Below are 22,251 nucleotides of genomic sequence, written 5' to 3'. Positions count from 1 at the left end.
GAGATCAGCGCGGAGCGGCCCCGTCGGCCGGCCCCTCGGTGTGCGCGGGCCGGCCGAGGACGGCCAACAGCGCCCGCTGAGTCCGGCGCCCGGGCGCGCTGCTCGGCTCGTGCTCGGCGATGTCGCCGTAGAGCGCGGCCCGGCGCGTGCTGTCGACGGGCGCGTGGTGAAAGCCCAGGCACAGGCTCTCGCAGTAGTCGGCGACGGCGGCCTCGTCCTTGGCGTGGGCGTCGGCGAGGCTGAGGAGCACCCGGGCCAGGCCCTCGACGGTGTCGCCGGCGTCGAGGCGGTCGCCCACGTAGCGGGTCCGGGCGCGGTCGCCCTCTTGCACGGCGAAGCACTCCGGGCGCAGGTCGACGAGCAGCCCGTGGTGCTCGGCCAGGGCCTCGGCGCCGACGCAGGCCTCGGCGAAGCGGGCCAGGGCCTCGCGGCGCAGGTCCGCGTCGTAGCCCCGGAGGGTCTCGGCCAGGCGCGGCAAGCGGGGCTCGACGGCCCACAGCCAGGCGCCGCCGCCGTCTTCTTCAGGCGCGGTCTGGAGCGCCAGGGTGGACGGCTCGGGCAGCCACGAGGCCAGGGCGATCTTGCGGCGCGCGAGGGTCTGGAGCGCCGCGAGGCCGGCCTCTTCGCTGGCGTAGTGGCGGGCGCGGCCCGTGGCCAGGCGCCAGCCGCCGCCCTCGAGCACGAGCTCTTCGACGTTGGCGGGATCGGAGACCCGCGCGAGCTCGACGGCCCCGCTGGGCTGGCCGTTCGACTGCCCGTTGGCCTGTCCATTGATTTGAGTGAGCACGGCCCGGGCGCTGCTCAGCGGCCACAGGTGCGTGGAGGGGATGGTCGCCGAGGGCAGGCTGGGGCGGGGAGCGCCGCGCTTGCCCGCCGCCCGGGCCGACTCGTGGTCCGTGAGGGCCGCGAGGGTCGCCTCGGCCGAGCCGACCGCCGCGGCGTCCCCGGCTTGGTCCTTGATGTCCCGGCCCTTCCACTGCTGACGCAGGCCGCTCGAGGCCAGGCGCAGGGCGTGGGCCAGGGTCTGCTTGACGCCCTTTTCGGAGGTCGCGACCGAGGACTGGACCTTCGCGGGCTTGGTCAGCCCCTGGCACACGCGCTTGGCCACCTTGGCGGGCTCGAGGGCCCCCGGCAGGTCCTGCTTGTTGGCCTGAAACACGATCGGCACGGGCTGGGGGAGGCTCGCCAGCTGCTCGCACAGCTCGGCGTAGAACTCCCGCGCCTCGGGCAGGGCGGCCTCCCGCGAGTCGGCCACGAACACGACCACGTCAGCCTTTTCGATCACGAACTTGCGGCGCAGGGTCAGCTCGCGCTGCCCGGGGACGGTGAGCAGCTGGGCCCGGAGCGGGAAGCCCCGGTGCAGCCCCCCGTCGACCTCGAGCCAGTCGAAGAACTGGGTGCGCTCGCCGTGGGTATTGGGCGAGAGCATGTCGCTGCGCCGCCAGGACGCGTAGCGCTTGGTCAGCCGGCGCAGGTTCGTGGTCTTCCCGGCGTGCCCAGGCCCGTCGTAGACGACGCGGATGACGATGCGCTTGCGCTCGGGATCAAAGACAGCCATCGGGAAGCTCGCCCATGATAGGCCCCGGCCGCGCGACTAGCCAGCTGGACGGGGTCCGTCGACGAAGCGCGCTCGGTAGGCCGCGAAGCGCTCGCGCAACGCTCCCGTGTCGAGGCCGAAGTCCTCGGCCGCGTAGCGGTGCACGCCGTGCTGGTGCTGGGTGTTGGCGGCGAGGTGTTCGCGCAGGCGCTGCTCGAGGGCGGGGGTCCACTCGACGCCCAGCGCCGGACACAGGGCCTTCACCGTGGCGAGGGGATCGGCGACCAGGTCGTCGTAGCGGACGTCGACGAAGGACGCCTCGCCCCGGGACTCGCGCAGCGCGAGGGCCCGGCCGAGCATGTAGCCCATCTTCTCGGACCAGTGCGCACCGATCGCGGCCGTGTCGACGGTCTCGCTCATGATCCCCCAGCCGTGGGCGACGAGGCTGCAAAACGAAGGCACGCTCAGGGCAGGATCGCGGTGGGTGTGGACGATGAGCGCGTCGGGGAAGGTCTCGAGCACGACGTCGAGCCACTCGAGGTGGTGGGGCGACTTGAGCACCCAAAACTCGCCGGGGGCGTCGGCTTGGAGCTGACGCAGGCAGCGATCGAGCCAGCGGTAGGCCGGGCGCGGATCGGCCTCGCGCAGCCACGCGGCGTAGCTGGGCACGTTGAAGCTGGTCTCGGGGACCCCGCTGTGAAAGGACTGGGCGAGGATCAGCGCCTCCTCCTCGGGGACGAGGGCCTGCATGGGGTGGGCGATGAACAGATCGGGGCTGAGCCAGCGAAGGAAGCGCTCGGCTCCCCTGGCGCGACCGATGCGGGGGTCCTTGGCGCGGTCGGGCGCCGGCGCGTCGCGAACCTGGGAGCGCCCCGCCAGCGGCCCGCGGCCGGGCTCGGGGATGGGCTCGAGGGCCTCCCAGGTCGGGAGCGCCCGGGCGCCGGGGAGCTCGGCCAACAAGCGCTGCAGGAAGGTCGTCCCGGTCCGCGCGAGCCCGCAGATGATCACCGGTCGGTGCACGCGGACCTCGGCGAGGGCAGGGCAGCGCTCGGACCACGCGCGGGCGCGGAGGTTGGCGACCAGGCTCCCGACGGTCTGGCTCTCGACCATGAAGCGCCCCGTGGGGCTCAGCCGGGCCTCGGCGTTGAGGGACGCGGTCAGCTGCTCGAGCCCGGCCATGACCTCGGGCAGCTCGAGGGTCTCGAGCTTGGCCTGGCGCCGGGCCTTGGCGAGCAGCGCCTCGGGCTCGAGGGGCGCGACCCGCCTCGCCCCCACGCGGTTGTAGAGCCGCAGCGGGAGGGGCCGGTGCGGCCGCGTGTAGTCTCTAGAGCTCTCGCGCACCTCGCTGACGTAACACGTTCAGCAGTGCGGCTGGCTGGCCTCTCGAAGCCTGCCGAAGGGGTTGCCAGCGGTGCGGTAGCGCATCGAGCCGGTCCGCCGTCGCCTGTGGGGCGCCGGGGCGTCCTCCTCGACGCCTACCTTGGCGTCCACCTCGGCTTCGAGCTCCGGGGAGGCCTCCACCTCGAGGGTCAGCAAGGGCACGCCGAGGGACATGGCGATGACGCTCGCGCCCATGCGGATCACCGAGTTGCCACCCACGACGACCATCCGGTTGATGCGTCCGCGGTGTTTCCAGAGCGTTTTTTGCCAGGCCAGCCGCGCCTCGCGGTGGTAGCCGGACATGGTCGGGACCTCGAGCACCAGGTCGACGGAGCGGTCCGCCTGGACGCAGGCCAGCTTGATGAGCACCGCCCGGGCCGAGGCGACACCTTCGGCTTGGTCGAGGTAGCCCGTGAGCTGAACTCGGATCTCTTGCGCGCTCGTCAGATCGACTGCCCACGGCATGTAAATTGTGTACCTGGAATTGCAGTCAGCTGAACACCTGAAGAATCCTACGGAGGCGATGGCTCGGGTCTCGCGCGAAGCTCGAGCAGCGGTCCTGGCGACGCAGTTTGTCCTTTGGTCCAGTCGAGAAAATTCCATGAAGCGATCTCCAAGGTTCGGCATCGTCGTTGCAGTGCTTTTGGGCATGGCTGCAGTTGCGATCGGCTCGAGTCTCTCGCCCGACACCATTCGTTCGCGCGTTCGCGCGCTCGGCAGCAAGTGGTTGCCCATGCTCCTGCGTCGCGTCGGCGTCGCCAACCGTTGCTACCGCCAGCTTCGCGACGAGTGCGCGGACGATAGTGAGTTCGTGTTTCGACTCAAGGTCGCCCGCGATGCCGCGCTGCTCTCGGGCGCCGTCGCGTGGGGGGAGCAGGACCGCGCAAACGCCCAGCTAGCCGACTCTGCGGCCGCTCTGGCGGCCCAGCTGTCCCTCGCCTTCGAGCTCGCCGAGAGCGACCCGAAGACCGCCGAGCGCTGCGTCGAGCGCGTGGGTGACCAAATGGTCTCGCTGCTCATGGTCGACGGCAGCCAGCGCACTCCGGTGGAGGAGAAGGGCGACGAGATCCCAGTCACTCGCCGAACCTGGTGGGCGAGCTTCCGCGCCCGCATGGTGCCCAACGTGCACGCGTGGAGCCCGGGCTGAGGCGAGTTTGGTCGGGGCGAGGAGCCTCAGTCGAGGCGCCTCGGGGCACACAGCAAAATCGGCAGGGGCGTCCAGGTGGGCGCCCATTTTCGTTCGCGGGCGACATGCAAGCCAGCTCCCAGATCTTTGGTCCAGCCCCGAGGCATGGGCGCGAGGGGGACGCCCGTGCGGTGCGCGGCGCTCCAACGGGATTTTCGGGACTTTCGCTCGTGGGCTTGACTCGTCAGCATGCCGGGTTTACTAATCGCGCCCCAAACATCGAGCCGAGGTAGCTCAGCTGGTTAGAGCGGAGGATTCATAACCCTCAGGTCGGCAGTTCAAGTCTGCCCCCCGGCACACATGCGGAGAGGTCGCCAGGTTCACCCCGGCGGCCTCTCGCTTTTGGTTCTGCTCAGCCAGCCTCGGAGGTGCCGAGGAAGCGAGCGGCGCGGTCGAGGACGTCCTTGCGCCACTGCAGCGTCGAGTGCAGCCCGCCGACGAACTCGGAGCTCACGCCCGGCAGGGGCGTGTCTGCGGTGGCCACGACGCCGTCGTCGTCGCCGGCGATCAGCGGGTTGTAGCCCCTGGAGTCGCCGCGTCCGCCGACGAGGATCAGCGTCGCGCAGGAGTCTGGCGGAGGGGCCAGGCGGGCGATCGGTCCGGGCTGGAGCTCGGCGGCGGCGCGCCCGTAGACCCAGTGGAAGGGCGGAAAGTCGTGGAGCTGCTGCGCCAGGCTCGAGCCCTGGTTGGGCGGGGCGAGCATGACCATGCGCTGGCGCGGGGCCCAGGCGCGGAAGCTGGGACGATCGAGGAGCGCGCGGGCGACGAGGCCGCCCATGCTGTGGGTCAGCAGGCCGATGGCCTCGGGGCCCTCGCTCCCCAGCCACGCGCGCAGCTCGGCCTCGAGGGACTCGGCGTGCCCGGCCAGATCGCGCCGGCGGGTGGCGTAGCCAAAGGCCCGCGCACGAAAGCCCGCGCCTTCGAGGGCGCGGGCGGTGGGCAGCATGCCCTTGGGCCCTCGCATGGCGCCGTGGAGGAGCGCCACGGGCATGGGCGCGCCACCGGAGCGGCTCACTCGGCGTCGCTCTTGGCGTTGTCGGCCTTCTCGGCGTCGCTCTTTTTGCTGTCAGCCTTCTTGGCGTCGCCGCTCTTCTTGGCGTCGCCGCTCTTCTTGGCCGACTTCTTTTTTTTCTTCTTCTTTTTCTTCTTCTTGCCGTCGTCCCAGTCCGGGCTCCACGGGCCGCCGTTCCACTGCTGGGCCCCAGCCTGGTCCTCGGCGAGCTTGCTCATGCGCCCAAAGTGCGCCCCGATGGCGACCGCGGCCACGGCCACGCCGGTCAGGTGCCCGAGGCTCACCGGCCCGGCGACGGGCGGGGTGACGTCGTAGCGGAAGGGGTCCTCGATGAGGTAACGGATGACTCCGTAGCTGCCGAGCACGAACAGCGCGACCTGGCCCGAGTAGAGCCGGCGCTTGCGAATCACGAAGGCGCCGACGGCCGCGATCGCAGCGAACACGGCGGCGTAGAGCTGCGAGGGGTGGACCGTGAGCGAGTGCTCCTCGGGGACGCGCAGGCCGGACCAGTTGGCGCGCTGGAAGGCGTGCACGGGGGACTCGGCCGGGAACTCGACGGCGAGGAAGAAGCTGGGGTCGACGTAGTGGCCGAAGTCGGCGCCCGCGAGGAAGGCCGCGGTGCGCTCGATGACCACGCCGACCATGAACGCCGGGGCGGCGGCGTCGAGCCACGGCCACGCCGGAATCTTCTTGGCCTGGCAGAACATCACCGCGGCGATGAGCCCCACGAGCACGCCGCCGAAGCCGACCATGCCGCCAGCTTGGAGCTGGATGATCTCGGTCCAGTTGGTGCTCTCGTTGCCGGTCATCCACATCGCCCGGGCGGCGAGCAAGCCCGCCCCGACGGCGATGACGTAGCCCGTGCCGAGCACGTCGGCGGGCAGCTTGTCGGCGCGAGCCAGGCGGAGGCTGATGATCCAGCCGAGGACGAGGCCGACGGCGAGGAGCAGGCCGTAGGCTTGGACAGGCGTCTCGCCGATGGAGAAGAAAGTCGGGTACATGGCAGCTCGGATGCCCGAGGGGCAGCGCGGCGCAGCCTATCAAAAAGGCGCGCGAGCGCGAGGGGATCGAGAGGAGTAAGGGGCGCAACACCCGCGCTGGCGGGGCGCCTGGAAACAACGACGAAACCGCCGCGCGTCGGGCTCATCGAGAGCGCCAACGGGCGACGGACGGGGCCGGGACGGAGCGCTCACCCAGAGCTCGGCGAGCGGAGGGCAGGGCGCCCCTCAGTCGGCGTAGACCGCTTCTTCCTTCTCCTGGGCCTCCTTGCATTGGATGCACAAGGGGGCCTCAGGGCGCGCCTCCAGCCGGCGCAGGGAGATGAGCTCATCGCACTCTTCGCACATGCCGTAGATGCCTTCGTCGATCTTGCGCAAGGCGATCTCGATCTTGTTCATCAGGTGGCGTTCGCGGCCGCGAAGGCGGAATGAGAACGCCTGCATGTACTCGCTCGAGGCCTGGTCGACCTCGTCGAAGCGATCGTCGGGCGAGAGCACCATCTCGTTGTCGAGGGTCTCCCGGGCCTGCTGGAGCAGGTGGTCACGTTTTTGGTTGAGCTGCTGCTTGAAGGCAGCGAGCTGCTCTGGACTCAGATTTGAGGCAGTCACGAGCGGTACCATCCTTTCCTCGATGCCGAGGCCTGGGAGGAAGGCAGAGGGCGGGGGCGGGAGCGTAGCGAGACAAGGGCACCGAGGACAAGTGAAAACGGCCACCCGAGTCGAGAGCACGATCCACCGGTGGGGTAGGGGAGTTTTGGCCCCGGCGGGGGAGTGGGGGCCCCGTCGGGGAGACGTGCGCGTCGGCGCGTCCCCGGGCAGTGTCGAACCACTCAGGTGCGAGTTTGGAAACTGCTGTCGGATATTCGGCACGAGGAGCCGACATGCACCCAGACGGTTGACTGCGATCCCACCCTATCCTACCGTTTCGCTCCCCGATCAAAGACCGGGAGAGATTTAGCGAATGGCCAGCTCCGACAAGCGCAAGCAGAGCCTCTACTTTCCCGAAGAGATGCTGAAGGAGATCCAGCACGAGGCGACTCGTCAGGACCGATCTCTTTCCTGGATCGTCCAGAAGGCCTGGAAGCTGGCCCGCAAGGAGATCATGAAATTCCCCAGCGTCAACGACATCGAAGACGACATGGAGGACGATCATCGCGGCAAGTCCGAGTGATCGCCCCCAACTCTTCTTCACATCGTTGACCTCGCTGAGGCGGGGAGACCCCAGTGGACCCGGAACTGTGGGGAGCGGAGCGCTCCTCGCCCGGAGGTGATGGTGTCTGAGCGCTCCGAGCATGAGCTGGAGGTCGGCGCAGACGCCGTCTCGCGTTCCGGGCCCGATCTCGAGTTCGGACCCTCGTCCGAGCCGCGAACTGGACGCCGGCCGGTGGTCGAGCGCCGCTGGCTCGTGCGAGATGACGGCGCCAAGCTGTTCGTCCGCGTGCTCCAGAGCCGCGCGCCGCAGGCCGACGCGTCCGGCACCGAGCCGCCCGCGCTGCTGATCCTCGACGGCATCGGCTGCGCGGGCTGGGCCTTTCGCCGCCTCGCGCCCAAGATCGCCGTCGATCGTCGCGTGGTGCTGATGCACTACCGCGGCCACGGCAAGTCGCCGAACCCGCCCAAGCCCTGGCGCCTGGGCATGCACGTCCTCGCCGACGACGCGGCCGCGGCGTGCGAGCTCTTGGGCATCGAGCGCGTCGCGGTGCTCGGCTTCTCCATGGGCTTTCAGGTCGCGCTGGAGTTCTACCGTCGGCACCGGGCTCGGGTCGCCGGGCTGGTCTCCCTGGCCGGCCCGCCGGGGCAGCCCCTCGACTCCTTCCGCGGCACCGACGTGTTTGGCTTCGCGCTCCCGGCCGTGGTTGCGACCACCAAGATCGCCGAGCGCTGGACCACCCGGGTGTGGCGCTCGGTCCTGCCCAGCCGCCTGTCTTTCGACATCGGCATGCGCTGGGAGGTCAACCGCGACCGCATCGACAGCCGCGACTTCGAGCTCTACCTCTCGGGCATGGCGGCCATGAACCCGCGGCTGTTCGTGGCCATGCTCGAGCAGGCGCACCGCCACTGCGGCGACGACATCCTGCCCCAGGTCCGCGTCCCGGCCTTGGTCGTGGCCGGCGCGCGTGATGCGTTCGTCCCCGTCAACCGCCTGCGCGCCATGGCCTACGCCATGCCTGGGGCGCGCTGGGAGGTGCTCGACGAGGGCACGCACGCGCTCCCGGCCGAGTACCCCGACGAGATCGCGGTGCGCCTGCGCGACTTCCTGAAGCCGCTGACCTGAGCCCCCGAGCCCCTGAGCCTTGGTCTAGCTCGCGTCGCGCGAGCGGTACTCGTGGAGGTGGCGGTCGATGAACAGCTTCCACATGTTCGTCGAGTGGGCCGTGGGCGTGAGCTGGAAGTTCTCCTCGTCCGTGCGCACCTGCAGCCGGTTGCCGACCTGCATGAGCACGGCCCGAACCGAGTGGAATTCGAGCTCGTGCTCGAGGCCGCGCTCGTCGGTGAAGCGCAGGCGATCGTGGCGCAGCTCGAGCAGACCGACGCCGAGGGCCTCGGCCTCGACCTTGCCCCGGTGGATGCGCTCGACCATGGCCTCGCTGACCAGGGCGATGCCGTCGTTCTCGAAGCTCTCGCGGTCGGCGATGGGCAGCTCGCCGAAGTGCTCGTGGAGCCGGGAGGCGGCCTTGTCGATGAACATGTCCTCGGCCCCGCCGCCCTCGCCGACGATCTGGCAGCGCAAGGTGACGCGCCAGCGCGCCGAGCAGGCGCCGCATTCGATGCAGTCGTCGTCGTCCTTGGCGACGTGGAGGGCGCCCACGGCGAAGCAGTGCGGGCAGGCCCACAGCAAGCTGGGCAGGCCGTGGGCGAGGCGGAAGCCGAAGCTGCGCGGGGGCAGCTCGATGGCCTCGGGGTCGACGCTGATCTTGGTCGCCAGGTCGGCCGTGATGGCCTCGGGGCTCATGTCCTCGGGGTAGTCGGTGACGTCGATGACCCGCAGCTGGAGGGGGACGGCCCGGGGGTACTTGGCCCAGCGCGGCCACTTCATGTGCCCGGTCTCCACGCAGACCGTAGCCACCGGCACGCCCAGGCGCTTGACCATGCGGCCGATGCCCGGCTTGAGGGGGTTGGAGCGCCCGGTCCAGGTCCGGTCCCCCTCGGCGAAGATCAGCGCGGCGTCGCCGTTGTCGACGCGCCGCTTGAGCTCCTTGAGGGCCTCCGGATCCCGCATGCCCTTCTTGAACGGGATCATCGAGAAGTAGGGCATCATCCAGCCGAAGTAGGGCACGCGCAGGAGCTGGTCCGTGCCCAGGTTGTGGACCTGGCGGATGCTCGCCCAGGGCACCGCGATGGGGTCCCAGGGCGAGGGGTGATTGGCGACGATGAGCAGCCCGCCGCGCCGCGGGACCCGGCCCCAGTTACGCACCTTGGTCCGGGTCCAGGGGATCACAAAGACGACAGCGAGGGACCACAGGATTTTCCAGACGCCCTTGCGGATGTAGTCGTCGCGAGTCAACGATGCCACGGACCGATTCGTCCGCATTCGCTGGCACTTGTCAAGGAGCGCAGGTGCTTGCGCACTATTGCATGGCCTCGACGATCAGCCGGACGAGCATGTCGTTGAACAGCTCCACGCTGTACTCGCCCACCGTCGGCTCCAGGTGTGATCCGCCGATGCCGCTGTGGTCGGTGAGGAAGGTGTAGGTGCCCCCCGTGGCGATGTCGAGGCTGCGCAGCAGGAACTCCGTGGGCTTGTCGATGCCGCTGGCGGCCACGGGGATGACGCGCACCCCGAGGGCGGCGGCGTCCTCGGTGGCGCTGGTGAGCACGTCGCGGATCTGGGGCGTGTCGTGCGGCGGGGCGTCGAGGATCAGGAACATCAGGCGCGCGCGGGCCGAGTCGCGCCACTGGTGCTCGTAGACGGCGTTGACCAGGGCCGCGTCGACGGCCTCGGGCCAGTCGCCGCCGCCGTCCGTGCTCTGGGCGGCGAGCTGGGTCAGGGCCACGCTGGGATCGTCGGTGAAGGGGAAGGGCTCGACCACGTAGTCGTCGCCCTCGTCGCGGTAGAAGTTCACGCTCAGGCGCAGGTCGACGTCGTTGGCGAGGTCGCTGCTGACCCGGTTGATGACGTCCTCGAGCTCGACCTGGAGGTAGCTCAGCTCGTCGCCCATGGACCCGGTGGTGTCGACGACGAACATCAGGTCGAGGCCGGTCGCGCCCGGGTCCTCGTCGAGCTCGAAGACCACGGGGTCGGGGTTGCTCGCGCCAACCTCGGGGAGGGTGTCGAGGACCACGCTGTGGCCGTCGGCGAGGATGGTCAGCGGCGGCTGGAGGAGCTCGCCGTCGAAGGCGGGCCATAGCTCGGCCTCGCCCTCGTTGTTGGTGCGCGCCGTCCAGCGCAGGTCGTCGAGGCCGTCGCGGACCTGCACGACCACGTCGGCCGCCGGCTCGCCGTCGACGAGGGCCAGGACCGGGATGCGCATGGAGGTGTCGACGCCCCAGTGGTGGAACTGCGTCGTCCAGGCCGAGGCCTGCTCGCCGAGGGCCAGCCAAAAGCCCCAGTCGTCGAGGTCTCGCCACTCGCCGCCGGTGAGCTGGCCGGGCTCGATGGGCTCTCCGCCGTCCTCGTTCTCGCCGCCCTCTGCCCCGCCGCTGTCGCCAGCCCCGTCCTCACCGAAGCCTTCGTCGCCGAGCTCGTCGCCGCCGTACTCGTCGCCGTATTCGTCACCGACTTCGTCGCCGAGCTCGTCGAGGCCCGCGGCCGAGTCGTCGGAGCAGGCGGCGAGCAGGGTCATGGACAGCGCCGCGGCGAGGCCCAGGCTCAGGGGGCGGCGGCGCGCGGGTGTTTGGGAGGCAAGGGGCAAGCGCATGCTCTGACAGTCACTTCAGCGGCGCGGATCGATCACGCCCTGGGTCCAAAGCGCGGTACCGTTGGCCCATGCTCCGCGGAGCCGCAGCTCTCCCCTTCGTCAAGCGTGCGTTGTTCGTGGTCCTGTGCGCGGGCGCGGGTTGTACGGGCGGCTCGCAGTCGGACAGCGAGTCTCCGGGGGAGGACGCCGCCGCGCGCGAGTCCTCCCCGAGCGTCGAGGACTTCGTCGCCGAGTCTGGCGCCGAGCGCAGCGAGGGCTTCGTGCCGCTGTGGACCGACACCGACGCCGGAGCGGTCTACGCCGAGCTCGACGTCGCCGAGGCCGGCGCGCCTGGGGGCATGGAGCTGCTCTTGGTCGAGGGCCTCGCCCGCGGACACGGGGCCAACCCCATCGGCCTCGACCGCGGCGAGCTCGGGAGCGTGCGCCTGCTGCGTCTGCGCCTGGTCGGCGCGCGCGTGGTCGCCGAGGTGGTCAACACGGAGTTTCGCGCCGAGGCGGGCGGCCCCGACGAGCGCCGCGCGACGGCGGCGGCCTTTCCCACGGCGATCCTCGCCAGCTTGCCGGTGGTCGCCCGAGACCCGTCCGAGCTGGCGTCCAAGTCCGAACCTGGCCCGCGCGTGCTCGTCGAGCTCGAGCCCCTCCTCGTCGGCGACCTCCACGGCGTCGCGGCCTCGCTGAGCGGCCGCGACGGGGGGCGCTGGCGCCTCGCCGAGGACGAGAGCTTCGTCGAGATCGGCGCGCTCCGGGCCTTCCCCGACAACGTCGAGCTCGAGGTCTCGCTGACCTTCACCAGCGACGAGGGCAGGGGCTGGGCCGACTCCACCAGCCCCGAGTCCGGGCGCCTGAGCCTGCGCCAGCACGTCTCGCTGGTCCGCCTCCCGCCGCCGGGCTTCGAGCCGCGGGCGGCGGTCGAGGACCTGGGCGCGCTGATCACCGAGCACCTCGACTTCTCCGTGCCCCTCGACCGCCCCCTGGCCCAGCAGCTCGCCCTGCGCCACCGCCTGGTCGCCGGGGAGCCGCTGGTTTACTACGTCGATCGCGGGACCCCCGAGCCGATCCGCGGCGCGCTCATCGAGGGCGCCTCGTGGTGGGCCGAGGCCTTCGCGGCGGCGGGCTTCCCCGACGGCTTCCGGGTCGAGCTGCTGCCCGAGGGCGTCGACCCCATGGACGTCCGCTACAACGTCATCAACTGGGTGCACCGCTCGACCCGGGGGTGGAGCTACGGCCACGCCGTCCACGACCCGCGGACCGGCGAGATCATCAAGGGCAACGTCACCCTGGGCTCGCAGCGCGTGCGCCAGGATCGGCGCATCTTCGAGGCCCTGCTCGGGGTCGAGGCCGACCCGGCCAAGGTCGTCAAGATCGGCAAGGGCGGCGGCGATCCGGTCTCGCTGGCGCTCGCGCGCATCCGTCAGCTCGCGGCCCACGAGGTCGGGCACACCCTGGGCTTTCGCCACAACTTCGCCGCGAGCACCTACGGGCGCGCCTCGGTCATGGACTATCCGGCGCCGCGCATCCACCTCGACGGCGAGCCCGGGAGCCCCGACGCGCGCTACGACCTGAGCCAGGTCTACGCCGAGGGCATCGGCGAGTGGGACCTGCTGGCCTTCGAGTACCTCTACCGCGCGTGGAAACCCGGGGAAGGGGAGGCCGCCGTCGCCGAGCTGCGCGAGCGCGCCGCGGCGGCTGGGATGGTCTTCCTCAGCGACCCCGAGTCGCGCCCCCAGGGCAGCGCCCACCCCGAGGGCGCGCTGTGGGACAACGGCAGCGACTCCGTCGCCGAGCTGCGCGAGGTCCTCGACGTCCGCGCCCACGCCCTGGGCCGCTTTGGGCCCCACAACCTCACCCAGGGCGCGCAGCCCAAGGACCTCGAGCGCACCCTGGCGCCGCTGTACTTCTTCCACCGCTACCAGCTCGAGGCGGCGGCCAAGCGCGTCGGGGGCCAGCGCTTCGAGCTCGACCCCCAGCTCGAGCGCGGCGTCCGTCCGGTGCCCTGGCCCGAGCAGCGCGAGGCCCTCGACGCGGTCCTCGAAACCCTCGACCCCGCGGTCCTCGACGTCCCCGCTTCGGTGGAAGCGATCATGCGCCCGACCCCCGACGCGCACATCGACGCGCTCCCCAGCTACGCGGGCCCAGACTTCGACGCCCTGGCGCTGGCTCGGGCCGCCGCGGACATGACCCTCGGGGAGCTCCTCGATCGCCGCCGGGTCCACCGCCTCGAGCTGCAAGCCAGCCGCAGCGGCGCGGCCGATACCCTCGACCTCGCCGAGCTCCTCGACCGCATCGAGGCCAAGGCGTGGCCGAGCCGCGCGCCGCCGTCGGCCAGCGCCCGCACCCGCGCGCTCCTCGAGCTCACCCGGGGGGCCTTCGTGGATGCGCTGGTGGGCCTGGCCAGCGACCCTGGGGCGAGCCCACGGGTCACGGGCGCGTGCGAGGCCAAGCTCGTCGAGCTGCTCCCGCGGCTCGAGCGTGCCCGCGACGCGAGCGCGCAGGCCCTCGCAGGGCAGGTGCGCCGGTGGCTCGATCGGGCGGAGGGGGACCGCCGGCCGGCCCCCCGTGTGGTTGAGCCGCCCCCCGGGAGCCCGATCGGTACGGGTTTGGACTGGGCTCAGGCTTGCTCCTGGAAGAACTGGACCGATCGGGCCGAGTGAACCTGGCGCCGGCCCGCATCACACTTCCCGGGAGGGGTAATCAGCGGAGGGATCCGCCGTTCAGTGCCAGTAAAATGGCGTTCGAAACACTGAATGCGGCGGTTTTTGCCGAAATTGAGGGTTGGAATTCTCATGTGTGTCGCTCGAGCTGACTTCTCTTTACATTCCCCCCCAAACAACCCTAGAGTACGCCCGAACCCAACGAAGCTGGCACCGAAAGGCCGACTCTCCCCATGAAAATTCAAGCATTTCCCCGAAACCTCAGTCTCCTCGCGTCCGCCTTTGCCCTGATTGCGTTTGCGCCTGGGTGCTCCGTTGAGGTCGTCGACGGTGACGACAGCGCAGGTGATGGGGACACCGCGGGGGACGACAACGGCGACGATGCTGACGACACCACCAGTGGTGAAGACGAGGTCGGGACCGACGACGACACTACGGACGACGGGACGACGGACGACGGGACGACGGACGACGGGACGACGGACGACGGCACCACGGACGACGGGACGACGGACGACGGCACCACCACCGAGGGGGAGACCGGCACCGAGGATTGCGCCATCCCCGACCCCGGTTGGGGCGGTCAGGCGGCCGTGGGTGCGCCCGCGCCCCACTTCGGCGGCGTGAACCAGTACGGTGAGGACGTCAACATCTGCGAGTACGCGGGCGTCCCGATCCTCATCGACACCTCCGCCGTGTGGTGTGGCCCCTGCCAGATGATGTCGCTGTGCCTCGGCGGTCAGGACAACCTCTGCGTCGAGCTCTTCGGCGGCAACCAGGGCGTCATGGACGTGCTCATCAACCCCCTCCGCGCCGAGATCGAGGCCGACACCTTCGCCTGGGTCACGGTCATCACCGAGGACGAGGGCGGGAGCCCGCCGAACAACGCCGACGCCATCGCGTGGGACAACAACTACCCCGGCCCGGAGAAGGTCTGGGTCGTGTCCGACGACGCGCAGAACTACTACACCCACCTGCCGCTCATGCAGTTCCCGAGCTTCTGGCTCATCGACGAGGACATGAACTGGCAGGACCTCGACCAGATGAACGTGTTCAACACGGTCATCCAGCAGCACCTGTAGTCGGTCTCGACCGGTTTCGCGTCCGAGCGCCCGCGGCTGTCCGCGGGCGCTCTCGTTTTGTCGTGGATCGGAACTGTGGCCGCGCCCGAAGTCGCTGGCGTCGAGAGAGTAGAGCTGAGGTGGCCCGGGAGCTGGCCGGCGGCCCGTTGACGGGACAGCGGCCAGCGGCGTTGGTGGCCTCTGGGATGTCGTGGCGCTAGCGTCGATGCATGTCCATCGAAGTTCGAACTGTTCCCCGAGCATCGGGGTCAGGTCCGCGCGGTCTGACGGCTCCATCGGAGGTTCGCGCGTCTACCCTTCGCAAGGGGGTGAGCCCGCGTCTTGGAGGGCCCGAGCGCGCTACACTGGCAGGCATGACCGACGAAGCCAGCCAGATCCTGGACGCCGCCCTGGAGCTGCCTGAGCACGAGCGGGCCCAGATTGCCGCCATCCTCGCGGACAGCATCGGCGACGGTTCATCGCCCAACGAGCTCCGTACGGCCTGGCTCGCGGAGGTCCAACGGCGAAGGGAAGCGCTCGAGCGCGGCGAGGAGACCCTCGTGGACTTCGACGACGTGATGGCACGGCTGCGTGCCCGGGTTGGCCGCTCGCACGAGCAACGAAGCGGCTGAACATGCGCGTGCGCATGCTCAGAGCGGCAGAGCGCGACGTCACCGAGGCCTTCGAGCACTACGCAGCCGTCGATGACGATGGCCGAATTGCCGGCTGTTTTTTGGACGCCGTCGAGCAGGCGAAGCGCTCGATCTCGGAGCGGGAGCATCGGGACAAGGCTCCCAATCTGTTCGAGGAGGAGCTCGCGGGGCCAAGGGGTCGGAGCCAGACCTCGGGAGCCTGTGATGCCCGTCGATCAGAAGAGGCCGCCAGGGTGAACCTAGCGGCCTCTCGGGAGCCCAGAACAGGACTTGAACCTGCGACCTGCGGTTTACGAAACCGCTGCTCTACCAACTGAGCTATCTGGGCGAAAGCGGGGAGTCGGGGCGCTGGTTTTAGTGCCCTCGGGCGCGCGGGTCAAACCTTGGCCAAGGGAAATCTCTCACACCCCGCGCAACCCCATTTTGGCGGCCCCGGAGGCGCTGTGGCTCAGGGCAGCCAGGCCAGGCCGCGGGAGCGGGGGTCGCTGTCGGGGGAAGCGCTGGGATCCCCGGCCAGGCGCAGGACGATCTCACCGCGGAGCTGCTCGGGGGCGATCCAGCCGAGCTCGCGGCTGTCACAGCACGCGCCTTCGTCGCGGTTGTCGGCGAGGATGAGGTAGCCGTCGGCCTCGATCTCGATGGGTCCGAGGTCGCGGGGGAGGGCCATGCCGGACCACTCGGGCGTGTCGGTGCTGACCAGCACCGGGTAGCGGCTGTCGCCGAGGGTCTCCCAGGCCAGGGCGCGCATGCGGGGCTTGGTGACGTCGACGCTGTCCTCGCCCGGGGCCGGGCGGCCGGCGAGGACGAGGCGGATCGGGTCGTCGAGCTTCTGCCCGAGGGCGCGGCCGTTGACGATCAGGCCGAGGGCGGCGTCGGGGGCGTGGAAGGTCACGGTGTCGCCGGGGACGGCGAGCACTCGGCCAACCCGGAAGTTGCGCGCGCGCGTCTTCTCGTGGCGCCCCTGGACGCGCTCCCAGTTGCTCTCGACCTCGTCGACGTCGACCACGGCGGTGTTGCGCAGCTCACCGCGGGGCGCCTGGCGACGATCGACCACGGCTCCACCTTCGCGGCTGCCCTCGGGGGCGTCGTTGTGGCCGGGGCGCGGGGGCTCGAAGGTCTCGGGCCCAGGCTCAGACTCTTCGGGGGGCAGGGTCGGGGGCGCGGGGTCGTAGACGACGATGTCGCCGGCCTCGATGCCCCAGGCTCCTCGGGTCATGACGACGGACTCGCCGTCGAGGATCGTCGGTGCCATGCCGTCGCCGTGGATCTGAATCAGCGTGGCGACGAGGGCCCGGACGGCGACCAAGCCTGCGCCGCCCATGAGCACGGCCAGGGCGACGCGAGCCGAGAGCGGGCGCTCGGCGGCCTTGCGCGCGGCTCGACGCTCGCGCCAGGACAGCTGGTCCTCGTCCTCCTGTTCGTCACGGCGGCGCAGCATGGCGGGCGGGTGCGCGCCGAAACGCGGCGCACAACTGCGCGGCATTGTCGGCAACGAGGCCCGCATCGCCAAAGAAGAGGCTGATTCCGGCGACGCCGTGGGCTCCGGCGCTCAGGCAGCGGGTGGCGTTGTCGGGTGTCAGGCCGCCCAGGGCGAACACGGGCACGCCCCGAGCGACCCAGGGGCGCAGGGCGTCGAGGCCCGCGGCCTGCTTGTCGACCCCGAGCTGTTTGGTGCGCGGCGTGAATACCGGGGCGAAGCACTCGTAGTCGGCGGCGCCGAGCTGCTCGGGAGGCGCGCCGTGACACGAGCGTCCGACCCACCAAGAAGATGCTGTGAGCCCGAGCTTCCGGGCTCGCGCGACGGCTCGAGGCTCGGCGTCGGCCTTGAGCTGAACCCCTCGCAGCCCTTCGAGCGTCACTCGAGGAGTGGCGCTCAACCCCTCGAGATCACTGGGATGAATCGAGGTCAGGACGGGAATGTTCGCGTCTGCGGCAGCGCCCCGAAGGGTCTCCGAAATTGCCAGCGTCCGCTCCAGACTCGCGCCGGGTTCCCGCAGCAGCAGCGCGAGCCCGGGCCCACCGGCACCCGGGAGCATCGGTCGCCACGCGTCGACGAGGGCCCGAACCCGCGCCGGCGTGAAGGCGTCGGGGTCAGGCCTCGGCGGGGTGATCGCCAGGATCCGGAAGGGGACCGCGGCGGTCATCGGCGCGCGCTACTCGATGAGCCCGATGGTCGGGCTCGAGGCGTGGGCGTGGCGACGCTTGGGCATCCGTCCCGCTTCGAAGGCGAGGCGCCCGGCCTGGATGCCCAGGCGCATGGCGTTCGCCATCTTGATCGGGTCCTTGGCCGCGGCGATGGCGGTGTTCATGAGCACGCCGTCGCAGCCGAGCTCCATGGCGACGGCCGCGTCGGAGGCCGTGCCCACGCCGGCGTCGACGATCACCGGGACGTTGGCTGCCTCGATGATCAGCTCGAGGTTGTGCGGGTCACGGATGCCCAGGCCCGAGCCGATGGGCGCGGCCAGGGGCATGACCGCCGCGCAGCCGATCTCCTCGAGCTTGCGGCACACGATGGGATCCGCCGAGCAGTAGGGGAGCACGGTGAAGCCCTCGTCGATCAGCATCTTGGCGGCGACGAGGGTCTGCTCGTTGTCGGGCAGCAGGGTCGTGGGGTCGCCGATGACCTCGAGCTTGACGATGTCGGCGATGCCCAGCTCCCGAGCCAGGCGCAGGGTCCGGACGGCCTCGTCGGCGGTGTAGCAGCCCGCGGTGTTGGGCAGCAGGGTGTAGCGATCGCGGTCGATCCAGCTCAGCAGGTTGTCCTTGGCCTTCAGGTCGACCCGGCGCAGGGCCACGGTCACGATCTCGGCGCCGCTCGCCGCGAGCGCGGCCTTGGTCTCCTCGGCGTCCTCGTACTTGCCGGTGCCGACGATCAGGCGCGAGCTCAGGTCGCGGCCAGCCAGCTTCCAGGTCGACGTCGGGGGGGTGTCTCGTTGCTCGGTCATGTGGGCTCAGCCTCCGCCGACGAAGGTCACGATCTCGAGCTGGTCGCCGTCGAGGAGCAGGGTCTGGCCATGCTCGGCTCGGGGCACGACCTCGCGGTTGCGCTCCACGGCCACCTGCCGGCTGTCGAGGCCGAGCTCGGCGATGAGCTCGGCGACGGTCTGCCCGTCGCGGGTGGGGCGTGGATCTCCGTTCAGGACGATCGTCGGCACGGGCGGAACCCTACTCGAAAGCGCGCGCCTGGGGTGAGCGGAGGGAGCCGGTCCGCGCACTCTCCGGCGAGCGGGTTGACCAGACCTGAGACGATCGCTGCTCGCAGGCAACGCTTGACCCTCGATGACGAAAGCCAATGCAGGATGCGGGCCGGGCGCTACGTGTACGGGCCAGCACGCCGTGGCGTGCATCACAGGGCACAGTTGCTCGTCCCCACCACCTGTGGCGTGCATACAACAGCCGATCTCCAATCCTGGGTCGGGTGGGGCAAAAACGACCATGTAATGATTTCAACGACTTAGGTCTAGATGCAGGCGTCCGCTGTCCTGGCACGGTCTGTGCTCTGTATCACCGGCGTATGGAGAGCCGCCGCCCGTCCATCCCCCTCGAACGCATGTCCGTCGAAGACATGCTCGCCTGCATCGAGCCGTTCACCGCCGCGCGCAACGAGGAGATCGAGGTCCTCGCCCGGAGCGTCGTGCGCTCCCGCAAGCCCAGCCAGACGGTCATCATTCGAGAGAGCCAGCAGCCCGACGGGCTCTACGTCGTGCTCCGCGGCCGGGTGAACCTGGTCCGCGCCGCCGACGGAGGCCGCGACCTGATCCTGACCTCCCTCGGGCCGGGTGACGTGTTCGGCGAGTCCTGCGCCGTCGAGGGCGTCGGCGCTTCGACCACCGCCGTGACCGCGGTCGCCACGGACATCGCCCGCATCCCCGCCGACGTGCTCTCGGCCCACCTGCGCCGGGACTCCAACACCCTCGTGCGCTTGATGAAGCTGATGAGCGAGAAGCTCAGCGAGGTCGAGTCCGTGGCCAGCGGCCTGGCCCTGTGCGACGTCGAAGAGCGCCTGCGCCGGACCCTCGTCCGCCTCGCCAAGCGCCAGGGCCGGCACTCGCCGGCGGACGAGGGCTGGATCCTCGCCCCGGTCCCGACCCAGTCCGAGCTCGCCCGCATGGTCGGCTCGTGCCGCGAGACCGTGTCGCGCACCCTCAGCGCCATGGCTCGCAACGGCCTGCTCAGCTCGAGCGGTCGCCGGATGATCCTCGGCGAGACCCTGATGGGCAACAGCGCCGCGCCCTGAGCTGAGCCTGGCCCTCCACCGCACTCGACGGTCCGCGTCCGCGCTGGCCGTCGTTTGAATTGGTTGAGTCAGGTCGAGTCAGCCGCAGGCGGCGATGTCCGGGTTGGGCTCGGCGTCCACGCCCGGGTCGTCGCAGGTCAGCGCGGGCGAGCTCTCGTGGGTGAAGCACTCCCCGGGGTGCTCGTCGCAGTAGCTCTGGCAGGTGTCCACGTTGCACGAGCGCCAGTTGAGGGTGTGGAAGTTGGAGTCCTGGGCCTTGCCCCAAAAGAAGGTCTGGCAGCCCGCGGCGACGATCGGCCCGCAGTGGCCCTGGCAGCGCATGACCCCGTTCTCGTCGGGGGCGCGCTCGCTGATGAAGGCGTCGATGACGTCCGCGCAGGTCGCCCCGCCGCCCTCACCCTGGACGTGCTCGCCGCACCGGCCAAAGGACGCGTGGGCGCCGTTTTGCGAGTCGTACTGGGCCTCCGAGTTGGCGCACTCGTGGCAAGCGGTGCACTCGACCATGGGCGGGAGGCCGGCGGGCGGGCACTCGACCCAGCCCTCCTCGCAGGCCCGCTTGCGCCAGTAGTTGATGCGCTCGACGCAGCTGCTGCCCTCGGTCTTCCAGGTCGCCTGCGTGGTGTGGTTGGGCGGGCACTCCCACTCGCAGGCCTCGTCGAGGGGCTTGGGGACGCAGGGGCACACGGCCGAGTAGCGCTCGCCAAAGCAGTTGGCGTTGCCGGGGTGGGTGTCGCAGCGCTGCTCGGTCTCGGTCGGGAAGTAGCAGCTCTTCGCGCCCTCTTCGTCGGTGTCGATCGAGACCAGGTAGAGGCCCTCGGAGGGCGCGACGGAGTCCCAGCAGCCCCCGGGCTTGCAGGCGAAGCCGAGGCCCTCGGCGACGGGGGTGAAGCTGGCCATGTCGGGGTAGGCGACGGGGCGCCCGGCGTCGCAAGCGTTGAAGGCACAGTTCTCCCCGAGGGCGCCCTCGCACACGGACTTGCAGGTCGGCCCGTTGACGTTGCCGTCGTCCTTCATGACCCACACGACCTCCTCGGCGGGGTCGGGCCAGCAGGTGTAGCCGGCGGCGCAGTGGGTCCCGTCCGGCAAGGTCGTGCCCGTCTCGCCGGCCTCGTCCGCGGCGTCTTCGGATCCACCGTCGTCGCCGGAGCCCGCAGGGCACGCGCCGAGAGCGAGGAGCAGGGGCAGGGCGAGGGGCCCGAGACAACGGAAAGTGCTGGTGTTCGACATCGCCCAAGGACCCCAAGTGGCCAACGGCGAGTGTCGCACAGGTCCGCCAAGGTCCGCGCGGTGGGAAGCATCGCAGGGCCCGGTGCGTCCGGGCGCCGTGCCCTTCGGCGTGAACTCCCTCCGCTCGTCTCCGGACTCCTGTACCGAGACCAACGATTGTTTACTCTGTCCCGGTCAGCCGCCCGTGAGCAACTCTCAGCCCCAGCCCAAGGCCCTGGCCTACACCGGCCCCGAGCGCCGCTCTCGGGAGCGTCGCCAACCACGCAGCGTCGAGGTCCGCCCGACCTGGGCGTCCGTGGACGAGGGCGCCCTGGCCCACAACCTGCGCACGGTCCAGGCCCACGTCGGGGAGCGCTGCCGGGTGCTCGCGGTGGTCAAGGCTGACGGCTACGGCCACGGGGCCGTCGAGAGCGCCCGGGCCTTCGTCGACGCCGGCGCCTGGGGCCTGGCGGTGTCCTTGGTGGAAGAGGGCGTCGAGCTGCGCCAGCACGGCGTCCGGGCGCCGGTGCTCGTGCTCAGCGGCGTCCACCCGGGCTCGGAGGACGTCATCGTCCACGGCGCCCTGACCCCGGTGGTCTGGTCGCCGCAGCACTTTCAGCTGCTCACCTCGGCCGTCCGCCGCAGCGGCGCGGCGACCTTGCCGGTGCACATCAAGATCGACACGGGCATGTCTCGCCTGGGCGTGCTGCCGGAAGACCTCGGCGCGCTCTTGGACTGGTACCAGGCCCACGCCGCCAGCGAGCTGCGCATCGAGGGGGTCATGACCCACTTCGCCTGCGCCGACGATGCGGAGGACGCCCTGACCAGCGCGCGCCAGCTCGAGCGCTTCCAGGCCTGCCTGCGCGTCCTCGGCGAGCGGCGCATCCACCCTTCGATCCGCCACGTGTGCAACAGCGCCGGCCTGGTCCGCTTTAGCGAGGCCCACCTCGACATGGTCCGACCCGGCATCGCGCTCTACGGCGCGGGCTCGAGTCGGGCGGTCGAGCTCCCCGAGCTGCGCATGGCCATGGGGGTGCACTCGCGCTTGCTGGGGATCCGCGAGCTGCCGGCGGGCACGGCCGTGTCCTACGGCCACCGCCAGGTCCTCGATCGGCCCTCTCGCCTCGGCATCGTGCCCGTGGGCTACGGCGACGGCTACCCGCGGACCATGAGCGGCCGGGCGCAGATGCTGATCCGCGGGCATCGCTGCCCCGTCGTCGGCAACATCACCATGGACCTGTCCATGGTCGACGTCACCGAGCTGCCGGACGCCCGGGAAGGCGAGCGGGTGACCTTGATGGGGACCCAGGGGCGGGAACGCATCGACCTCTACGAGCTCGCCGATTGGGCCCAGCTGATCCCCTACGAGGTCACCTGCGGCCTGTCCAAGCGCGTTCCTCGACGACCCCTCTGAGACAAAACGCAGCCGAGCGACACGCTCTAGGGAGCGCCGCGTCCTCGTGACATGCGA

General features: G+C 70.6%; 21 protein-coding genes and 2 tRNA genes. 9 read left to right on the top strand and 14 right to left on the bottom strand.

Annotation, left to right across the window (positions count from 1 at the left end; all coding sequences use genetic code 11):
- Positions 1 to 4: 4 nt before the first annotated feature.
- From PPSIR1_RS42135 to PPSIR1_RS07995, 3 genes are read right to left on the bottom strand one after another with little or no spacing between them, the layout of a single operon-like run.
- The gene (locus tag PPSIR1_RS42135) at positions 5 to 1,558 is read right to left on the bottom strand and encodes a GTP-binding protein (RefSeq protein WP_006970516.1); all 1,554 of its coding nucleotides are present in this window, start codon (positions 1,556 to 1,558) and stop codon (positions 5 to 7) included.
- Positions 1,559 to 1,594: 36 nt separating this feature from the next.
- Positions 1,595 to 2,878, bottom strand: a complete 1,284-nt coding sequence (locus tag PPSIR1_RS08000) for a sulfotransferase family protein (RefSeq protein ID WP_006970515.1) — start codon at positions 2,876 to 2,878, stop codon at positions 1,595 to 1,597.
- An 18-nt stretch (positions 2,879 to 2,896) separates the two neighbouring features.
- A complete protein-coding gene (locus PPSIR1_RS07995) occupies positions 2,897 to 3,382 on the bottom strand; it encodes an STAS/SEC14 domain-containing protein (RefSeq protein WP_006970514.1) in 486 nt (161 codons plus the stop codon).
- Positions 3,383 to 3,650: 268 nt separating this feature from the next.
- Here PPSIR1_RS07995 and PPSIR1_RS07990 point away from each other — a divergent pair, with 268 nt between their 5' ends.
- Positions 3,651 to 4,064, top strand: a complete 414-nt coding sequence (locus PPSIR1_RS07990) for a hypothetical protein (protein WP_006970513.1) — start codon at positions 3,651 to 3,653, stop codon at positions 4,062 to 4,064.
- Between the two features lie 262 nt (positions 4,065 to 4,326).
- A tRNA-Met gene (locus tag PPSIR1_RS07985) sits at positions 4,327 to 4,400 on the top strand.
- Positions 4,401 to 4,455: 55 nt separating this feature from the next.
- On the opposite strand, the gene PPSIR1_RS07980 is transcribed toward PPSIR1_RS07985, so the two are convergent.
- The 3 genes from PPSIR1_RS07980 to PPSIR1_RS07970 all read right to left on the bottom strand — a co-directional run bounded on the left by PPSIR1_RS07980 (position 4,456) and on the right by PPSIR1_RS07970 (position 6,722).
- Positions 4,456 to 5,118 carry a lipase family protein gene (locus tag PPSIR1_RS07980; RefSeq protein ID WP_157595314.1) on the bottom strand — a complete coding sequence of 221 codons (663 nt, stop codon included), beginning with the start codon at positions 5,116 to 5,118 and terminating at the stop codon, positions 4,456 to 4,458.
- A complete protein-coding gene (locus tag PPSIR1_RS07975; protein WP_006970511.1) occupies positions 5,115 to 6,116 on the bottom strand; it encodes a prolipoprotein diacylglyceryl transferase in 1,002 nt (333 codons plus the stop codon). The genes PPSIR1_RS07980 and PPSIR1_RS07975 overlap by 4 nt, the downstream gene beginning before the upstream one ends.
- A 225-nt stretch (positions 6,117 to 6,341) precedes the next feature.
- A complete protein-coding gene (locus PPSIR1_RS07970) occupies positions 6,342 to 6,722 on the bottom strand; it encodes a TraR/DksA family transcriptional regulator (RefSeq protein WP_006970510.1) in 381 nt (126 codons plus the stop codon).
- Positions 6,723 to 7,074: 352 nt separating this feature from the next.
- Between PPSIR1_RS07970 and PPSIR1_RS07965 the strand changes: the two genes are divergently transcribed.
- Both PPSIR1_RS07965 and PPSIR1_RS07960 read left to right on the top strand, forming a co-directional pair.
- Positions 7,075 to 7,284, top strand: coding sequence for a TIGR04563 family protein (locus PPSIR1_RS07965; RefSeq protein ID WP_006970509.1), 210 nt, complete (start codon positions 7,075 to 7,077; stop codon positions 7,282 to 7,284).
- Between the two features lie 234 nt (positions 7,285 to 7,518).
- The gene (locus PPSIR1_RS07960) at positions 7,519 to 8,388 is read left to right on the top strand and encodes an alpha/beta fold hydrolase (protein WP_157595313.1); all 870 of its coding nucleotides are present in this window, start codon (positions 7,519 to 7,521) and stop codon (positions 8,386 to 8,388) included.
- Between the two features lie 24 nt (positions 8,389 to 8,412).
- On the opposite strand, the gene PPSIR1_RS07955 is transcribed toward PPSIR1_RS07960, so the two are convergent.
- Positions 8,413 to 9,627, bottom strand: coding sequence for a lysophospholipid acyltransferase family protein (locus PPSIR1_RS07955; RefSeq protein WP_157595312.1), 1,215 nt, complete (start codon positions 9,625 to 9,627; stop codon positions 8,413 to 8,415).
- Between the two features lie 55 nt (positions 9,628 to 9,682).
- On the bottom strand, positions 9,683 to 10,972 hold the full coding sequence (locus tag PPSIR1_RS07950) for a vWA domain-containing protein (protein ID WP_006970506.1): 1,290 nt from the start codon (positions 10,970 to 10,972) through the stop codon (positions 9,683 to 9,685).
- A 68-nt stretch (positions 10,973 to 11,040) separates the two neighbouring features.
- On the opposite strand from PPSIR1_RS07950, the gene PPSIR1_RS07945 reads away from it, so the two are divergent.
- The 3 genes from PPSIR1_RS07945 to PPSIR1_RS47520 all read left to right on the top strand — a co-directional run bounded on the left by PPSIR1_RS07945 (position 11,041) and on the right by PPSIR1_RS47520 (position 15,316).
- Entirely contained in the window at positions 11,041 to 13,623 is a 2,583-nt protein-coding gene (locus PPSIR1_RS07945; RefSeq protein ID WP_006970505.1) for a zinc-dependent metalloprotease, read from the top strand.
- Between the two features lie 233 nt (positions 13,624 to 13,856).
- Entirely contained in the window at positions 13,857 to 14,705 is an 849-nt protein-coding gene (locus PPSIR1_RS07940; RefSeq protein ID WP_006970504.1) for a TlpA family protein disulfide reductase, read from the top strand.
- Positions 14,706 to 15,058: 353 nt separating this feature from the next.
- Entirely contained in the window at positions 15,059 to 15,316 is a 258-nt protein-coding gene (locus PPSIR1_RS47520) for an addiction module protein (protein WP_006970503.1), read from the top strand.
- A gap of 276 nt (positions 15,317 to 15,592) precedes the next feature.
- Here PPSIR1_RS47520 and PPSIR1_RS07930 read toward each other — a convergent pair.
- The 5 genes from PPSIR1_RS07930 to thiS form a co-directional block, all read right to left on the bottom strand.
- Positions 15,593 to 15,665: transfer RNA gene (locus PPSIR1_RS07930), tRNA-Thr, on the bottom strand.
- A gap of 120 nt (positions 15,666 to 15,785) precedes the next feature.
- A complete protein-coding gene (locus PPSIR1_RS07925) occupies positions 15,786 to 16,775 on the bottom strand; it encodes a S26 family signal peptidase (RefSeq protein WP_006970502.1) in 990 nt (329 codons plus the stop codon).
- On the bottom strand, positions 16,759 to 17,481 hold the full coding sequence (locus tag PPSIR1_RS42130) for a thiamine phosphate synthase (RefSeq protein ID WP_006970501.1): 723 nt from the start codon (positions 17,479 to 17,481) through the stop codon (positions 16,759 to 16,761). The genes PPSIR1_RS07925 and PPSIR1_RS42130 overlap by 17 nt, the downstream gene beginning before the upstream one ends.
- A gap of 9 nt (positions 17,482 to 17,490) precedes the next feature.
- On the bottom strand, positions 17,491 to 18,282 hold the full coding sequence (locus PPSIR1_RS07915; RefSeq protein ID WP_006970500.1) for a thiazole synthase: 792 nt from the start codon (positions 18,280 to 18,282) through the stop codon (positions 17,491 to 17,493).
- 6 nt (positions 18,283 to 18,288) lie between these two features.
- Positions 18,289 to 18,492 carry a sulfur carrier protein ThiS gene (gene thiS, locus PPSIR1_RS50065; protein ID WP_006970499.1) on the bottom strand — a complete coding sequence of 68 codons (204 nt, stop codon included), beginning with the start codon at positions 18,490 to 18,492 and terminating at the stop codon, positions 18,289 to 18,291.
- Between the two features lie 359 nt (positions 18,493 to 18,851).
- Here thiS and PPSIR1_RS42125 point away from each other — a divergent pair, with 359 nt between their 5' ends.
- On the top strand, positions 18,852 to 19,574 hold the full coding sequence (locus PPSIR1_RS42125) for a Crp/Fnr family transcriptional regulator (protein WP_157595311.1): 723 nt from the start codon (positions 18,852 to 18,854) through the stop codon (positions 19,572 to 19,574).
- Positions 19,575 to 19,652: 78 nt separating this feature from the next.
- Here the strand turns inward: PPSIR1_RS42125 and PPSIR1_RS47515 are convergent, their stop codons facing one another.
- Entirely contained in the window at positions 19,653 to 20,801 is a 1,149-nt protein-coding gene (locus tag PPSIR1_RS47515; RefSeq protein ID WP_006970497.1) for a hypothetical protein, read from the bottom strand.
- Between the two features lie 184 nt (positions 20,802 to 20,985).
- Between PPSIR1_RS47515 and alr the strand changes: the two genes are divergently transcribed.
- Positions 20,986 to 22,194: an alanine racemase gene (gene alr, locus PPSIR1_RS07895; protein WP_006970496.1), complete on the top strand. Its 1,209-nt coding sequence runs from the start codon at positions 20,986 to 20,988 to the stop codon at positions 22,192 to 22,194.
- Positions 22,195 to 22,251 lie beyond the last annotated feature (57 nt).

This window comes from Plesiocystis pacifica SIR-1 (assembly GCF_000170895.1).
Lineage (GTDB): Bacteria > Myxococcota_A > Polyangia > Nannocystales > Nannocystaceae > Plesiocystis > Plesiocystis pacifica.
Note: the sequence above shows the minus strand (reverse complement) of the source record. Positions and strands in the feature narration are given on the sequence as shown.

What these genes read in the sequence shown, in the direction of transcription:
- PPSIR1_RS07915 (WP_006970500.1), bottom strand. Translation starts at nt 18,282, where the DNA reads ATGACCGAGCAACGAGACACCCCCCCGACGTCGACCTGGAAGCTGGCT.
- PPSIR1_RS07940 (WP_006970504.1), top strand. Translation starts at nt 13,857, where the DNA reads ATGAAAATTCAAGCATTTCCCCGAAACCTCAGTCTCCTCGCGTCCGCC.
- PPSIR1_RS47515 (WP_006970497.1), bottom strand. Translation starts at nt 20,801, where the DNA reads ATGTCGAACACCAGCACTTTCCGTTGTCTCGGGCCCCTCGCCCTGCCC.
- PPSIR1_RS07990 (WP_006970513.1), top strand. Translation starts at nt 3,651, where the DNA reads ATGCTCCTGCGTCGCGTCGGCGTCGCCAACCGTTGCTACCGCCAGCTT.
- PPSIR1_RS07965 (WP_006970509.1), top strand. Translation starts at nt 7,075, where the DNA reads ATGGCCAGCTCCGACAAGCGCAAGCAGAGCCTCTACTTTCCCGAAGAG.
- PPSIR1_RS07945 (WP_006970505.1), top strand. Translation starts at nt 11,041, where the DNA reads ATGCTCCGCGGAGCCGCAGCTCTCCCCTTCGTCAAGCGTGCGTTGTTC.
- PPSIR1_RS47520 (WP_006970503.1), top strand. Translation starts at nt 15,059, where the DNA reads ATGACCGACGAAGCCAGCCAGATCCTGGACGCCGCCCTGGAGCTGCCT.
- PPSIR1_RS42125 (WP_157595311.1), top strand. Translation starts at nt 18,852, where the DNA reads ATGGAGAGCCGCCGCCCGTCCATCCCCCTCGAACGCATGTCCGTCGAA.
- PPSIR1_RS07975 (WP_006970511.1), bottom strand. Translation starts at nt 6,116, where the DNA reads ATGTACCCGACTTTCTTCTCCATCGGCGAGACGCCTGTCCAAGCCTAC.
- PPSIR1_RS07925 (WP_006970502.1), bottom strand. Translation starts at nt 16,775, where the DNA reads ATGCTGCGCCGCCGTGACGAACAGGAGGACGAGGACCAGCTGTCCTGG.
- PPSIR1_RS07995 (WP_006970514.1), bottom strand. Translation starts at nt 3,382, where the DNA reads ATGCCGTGGGCAGTCGATCTGACGAGCGCGCAAGAGATCCGAGTTCAG.
- PPSIR1_RS42135 (WP_006970516.1), bottom strand. Translation starts at nt 1,558, where the DNA reads ATGGCTGTCTTTGATCCCGAGCGCAAGCGCATCGTCATCCGCGTCGTC.
- PPSIR1_RS42130 (WP_006970501.1), bottom strand. Translation starts at nt 17,481, where the DNA reads ATGACCGCCGCGGTCCCCTTCCGGATCCTGGCGATCACCCCGCCGAGG.
- PPSIR1_RS07950 (WP_006970506.1), bottom strand. Translation starts at nt 10,972, where the DNA reads ATGCGCTTGCCCCTTGCCTCCCAAACACCCGCGCGCCGCCGCCCCCTG.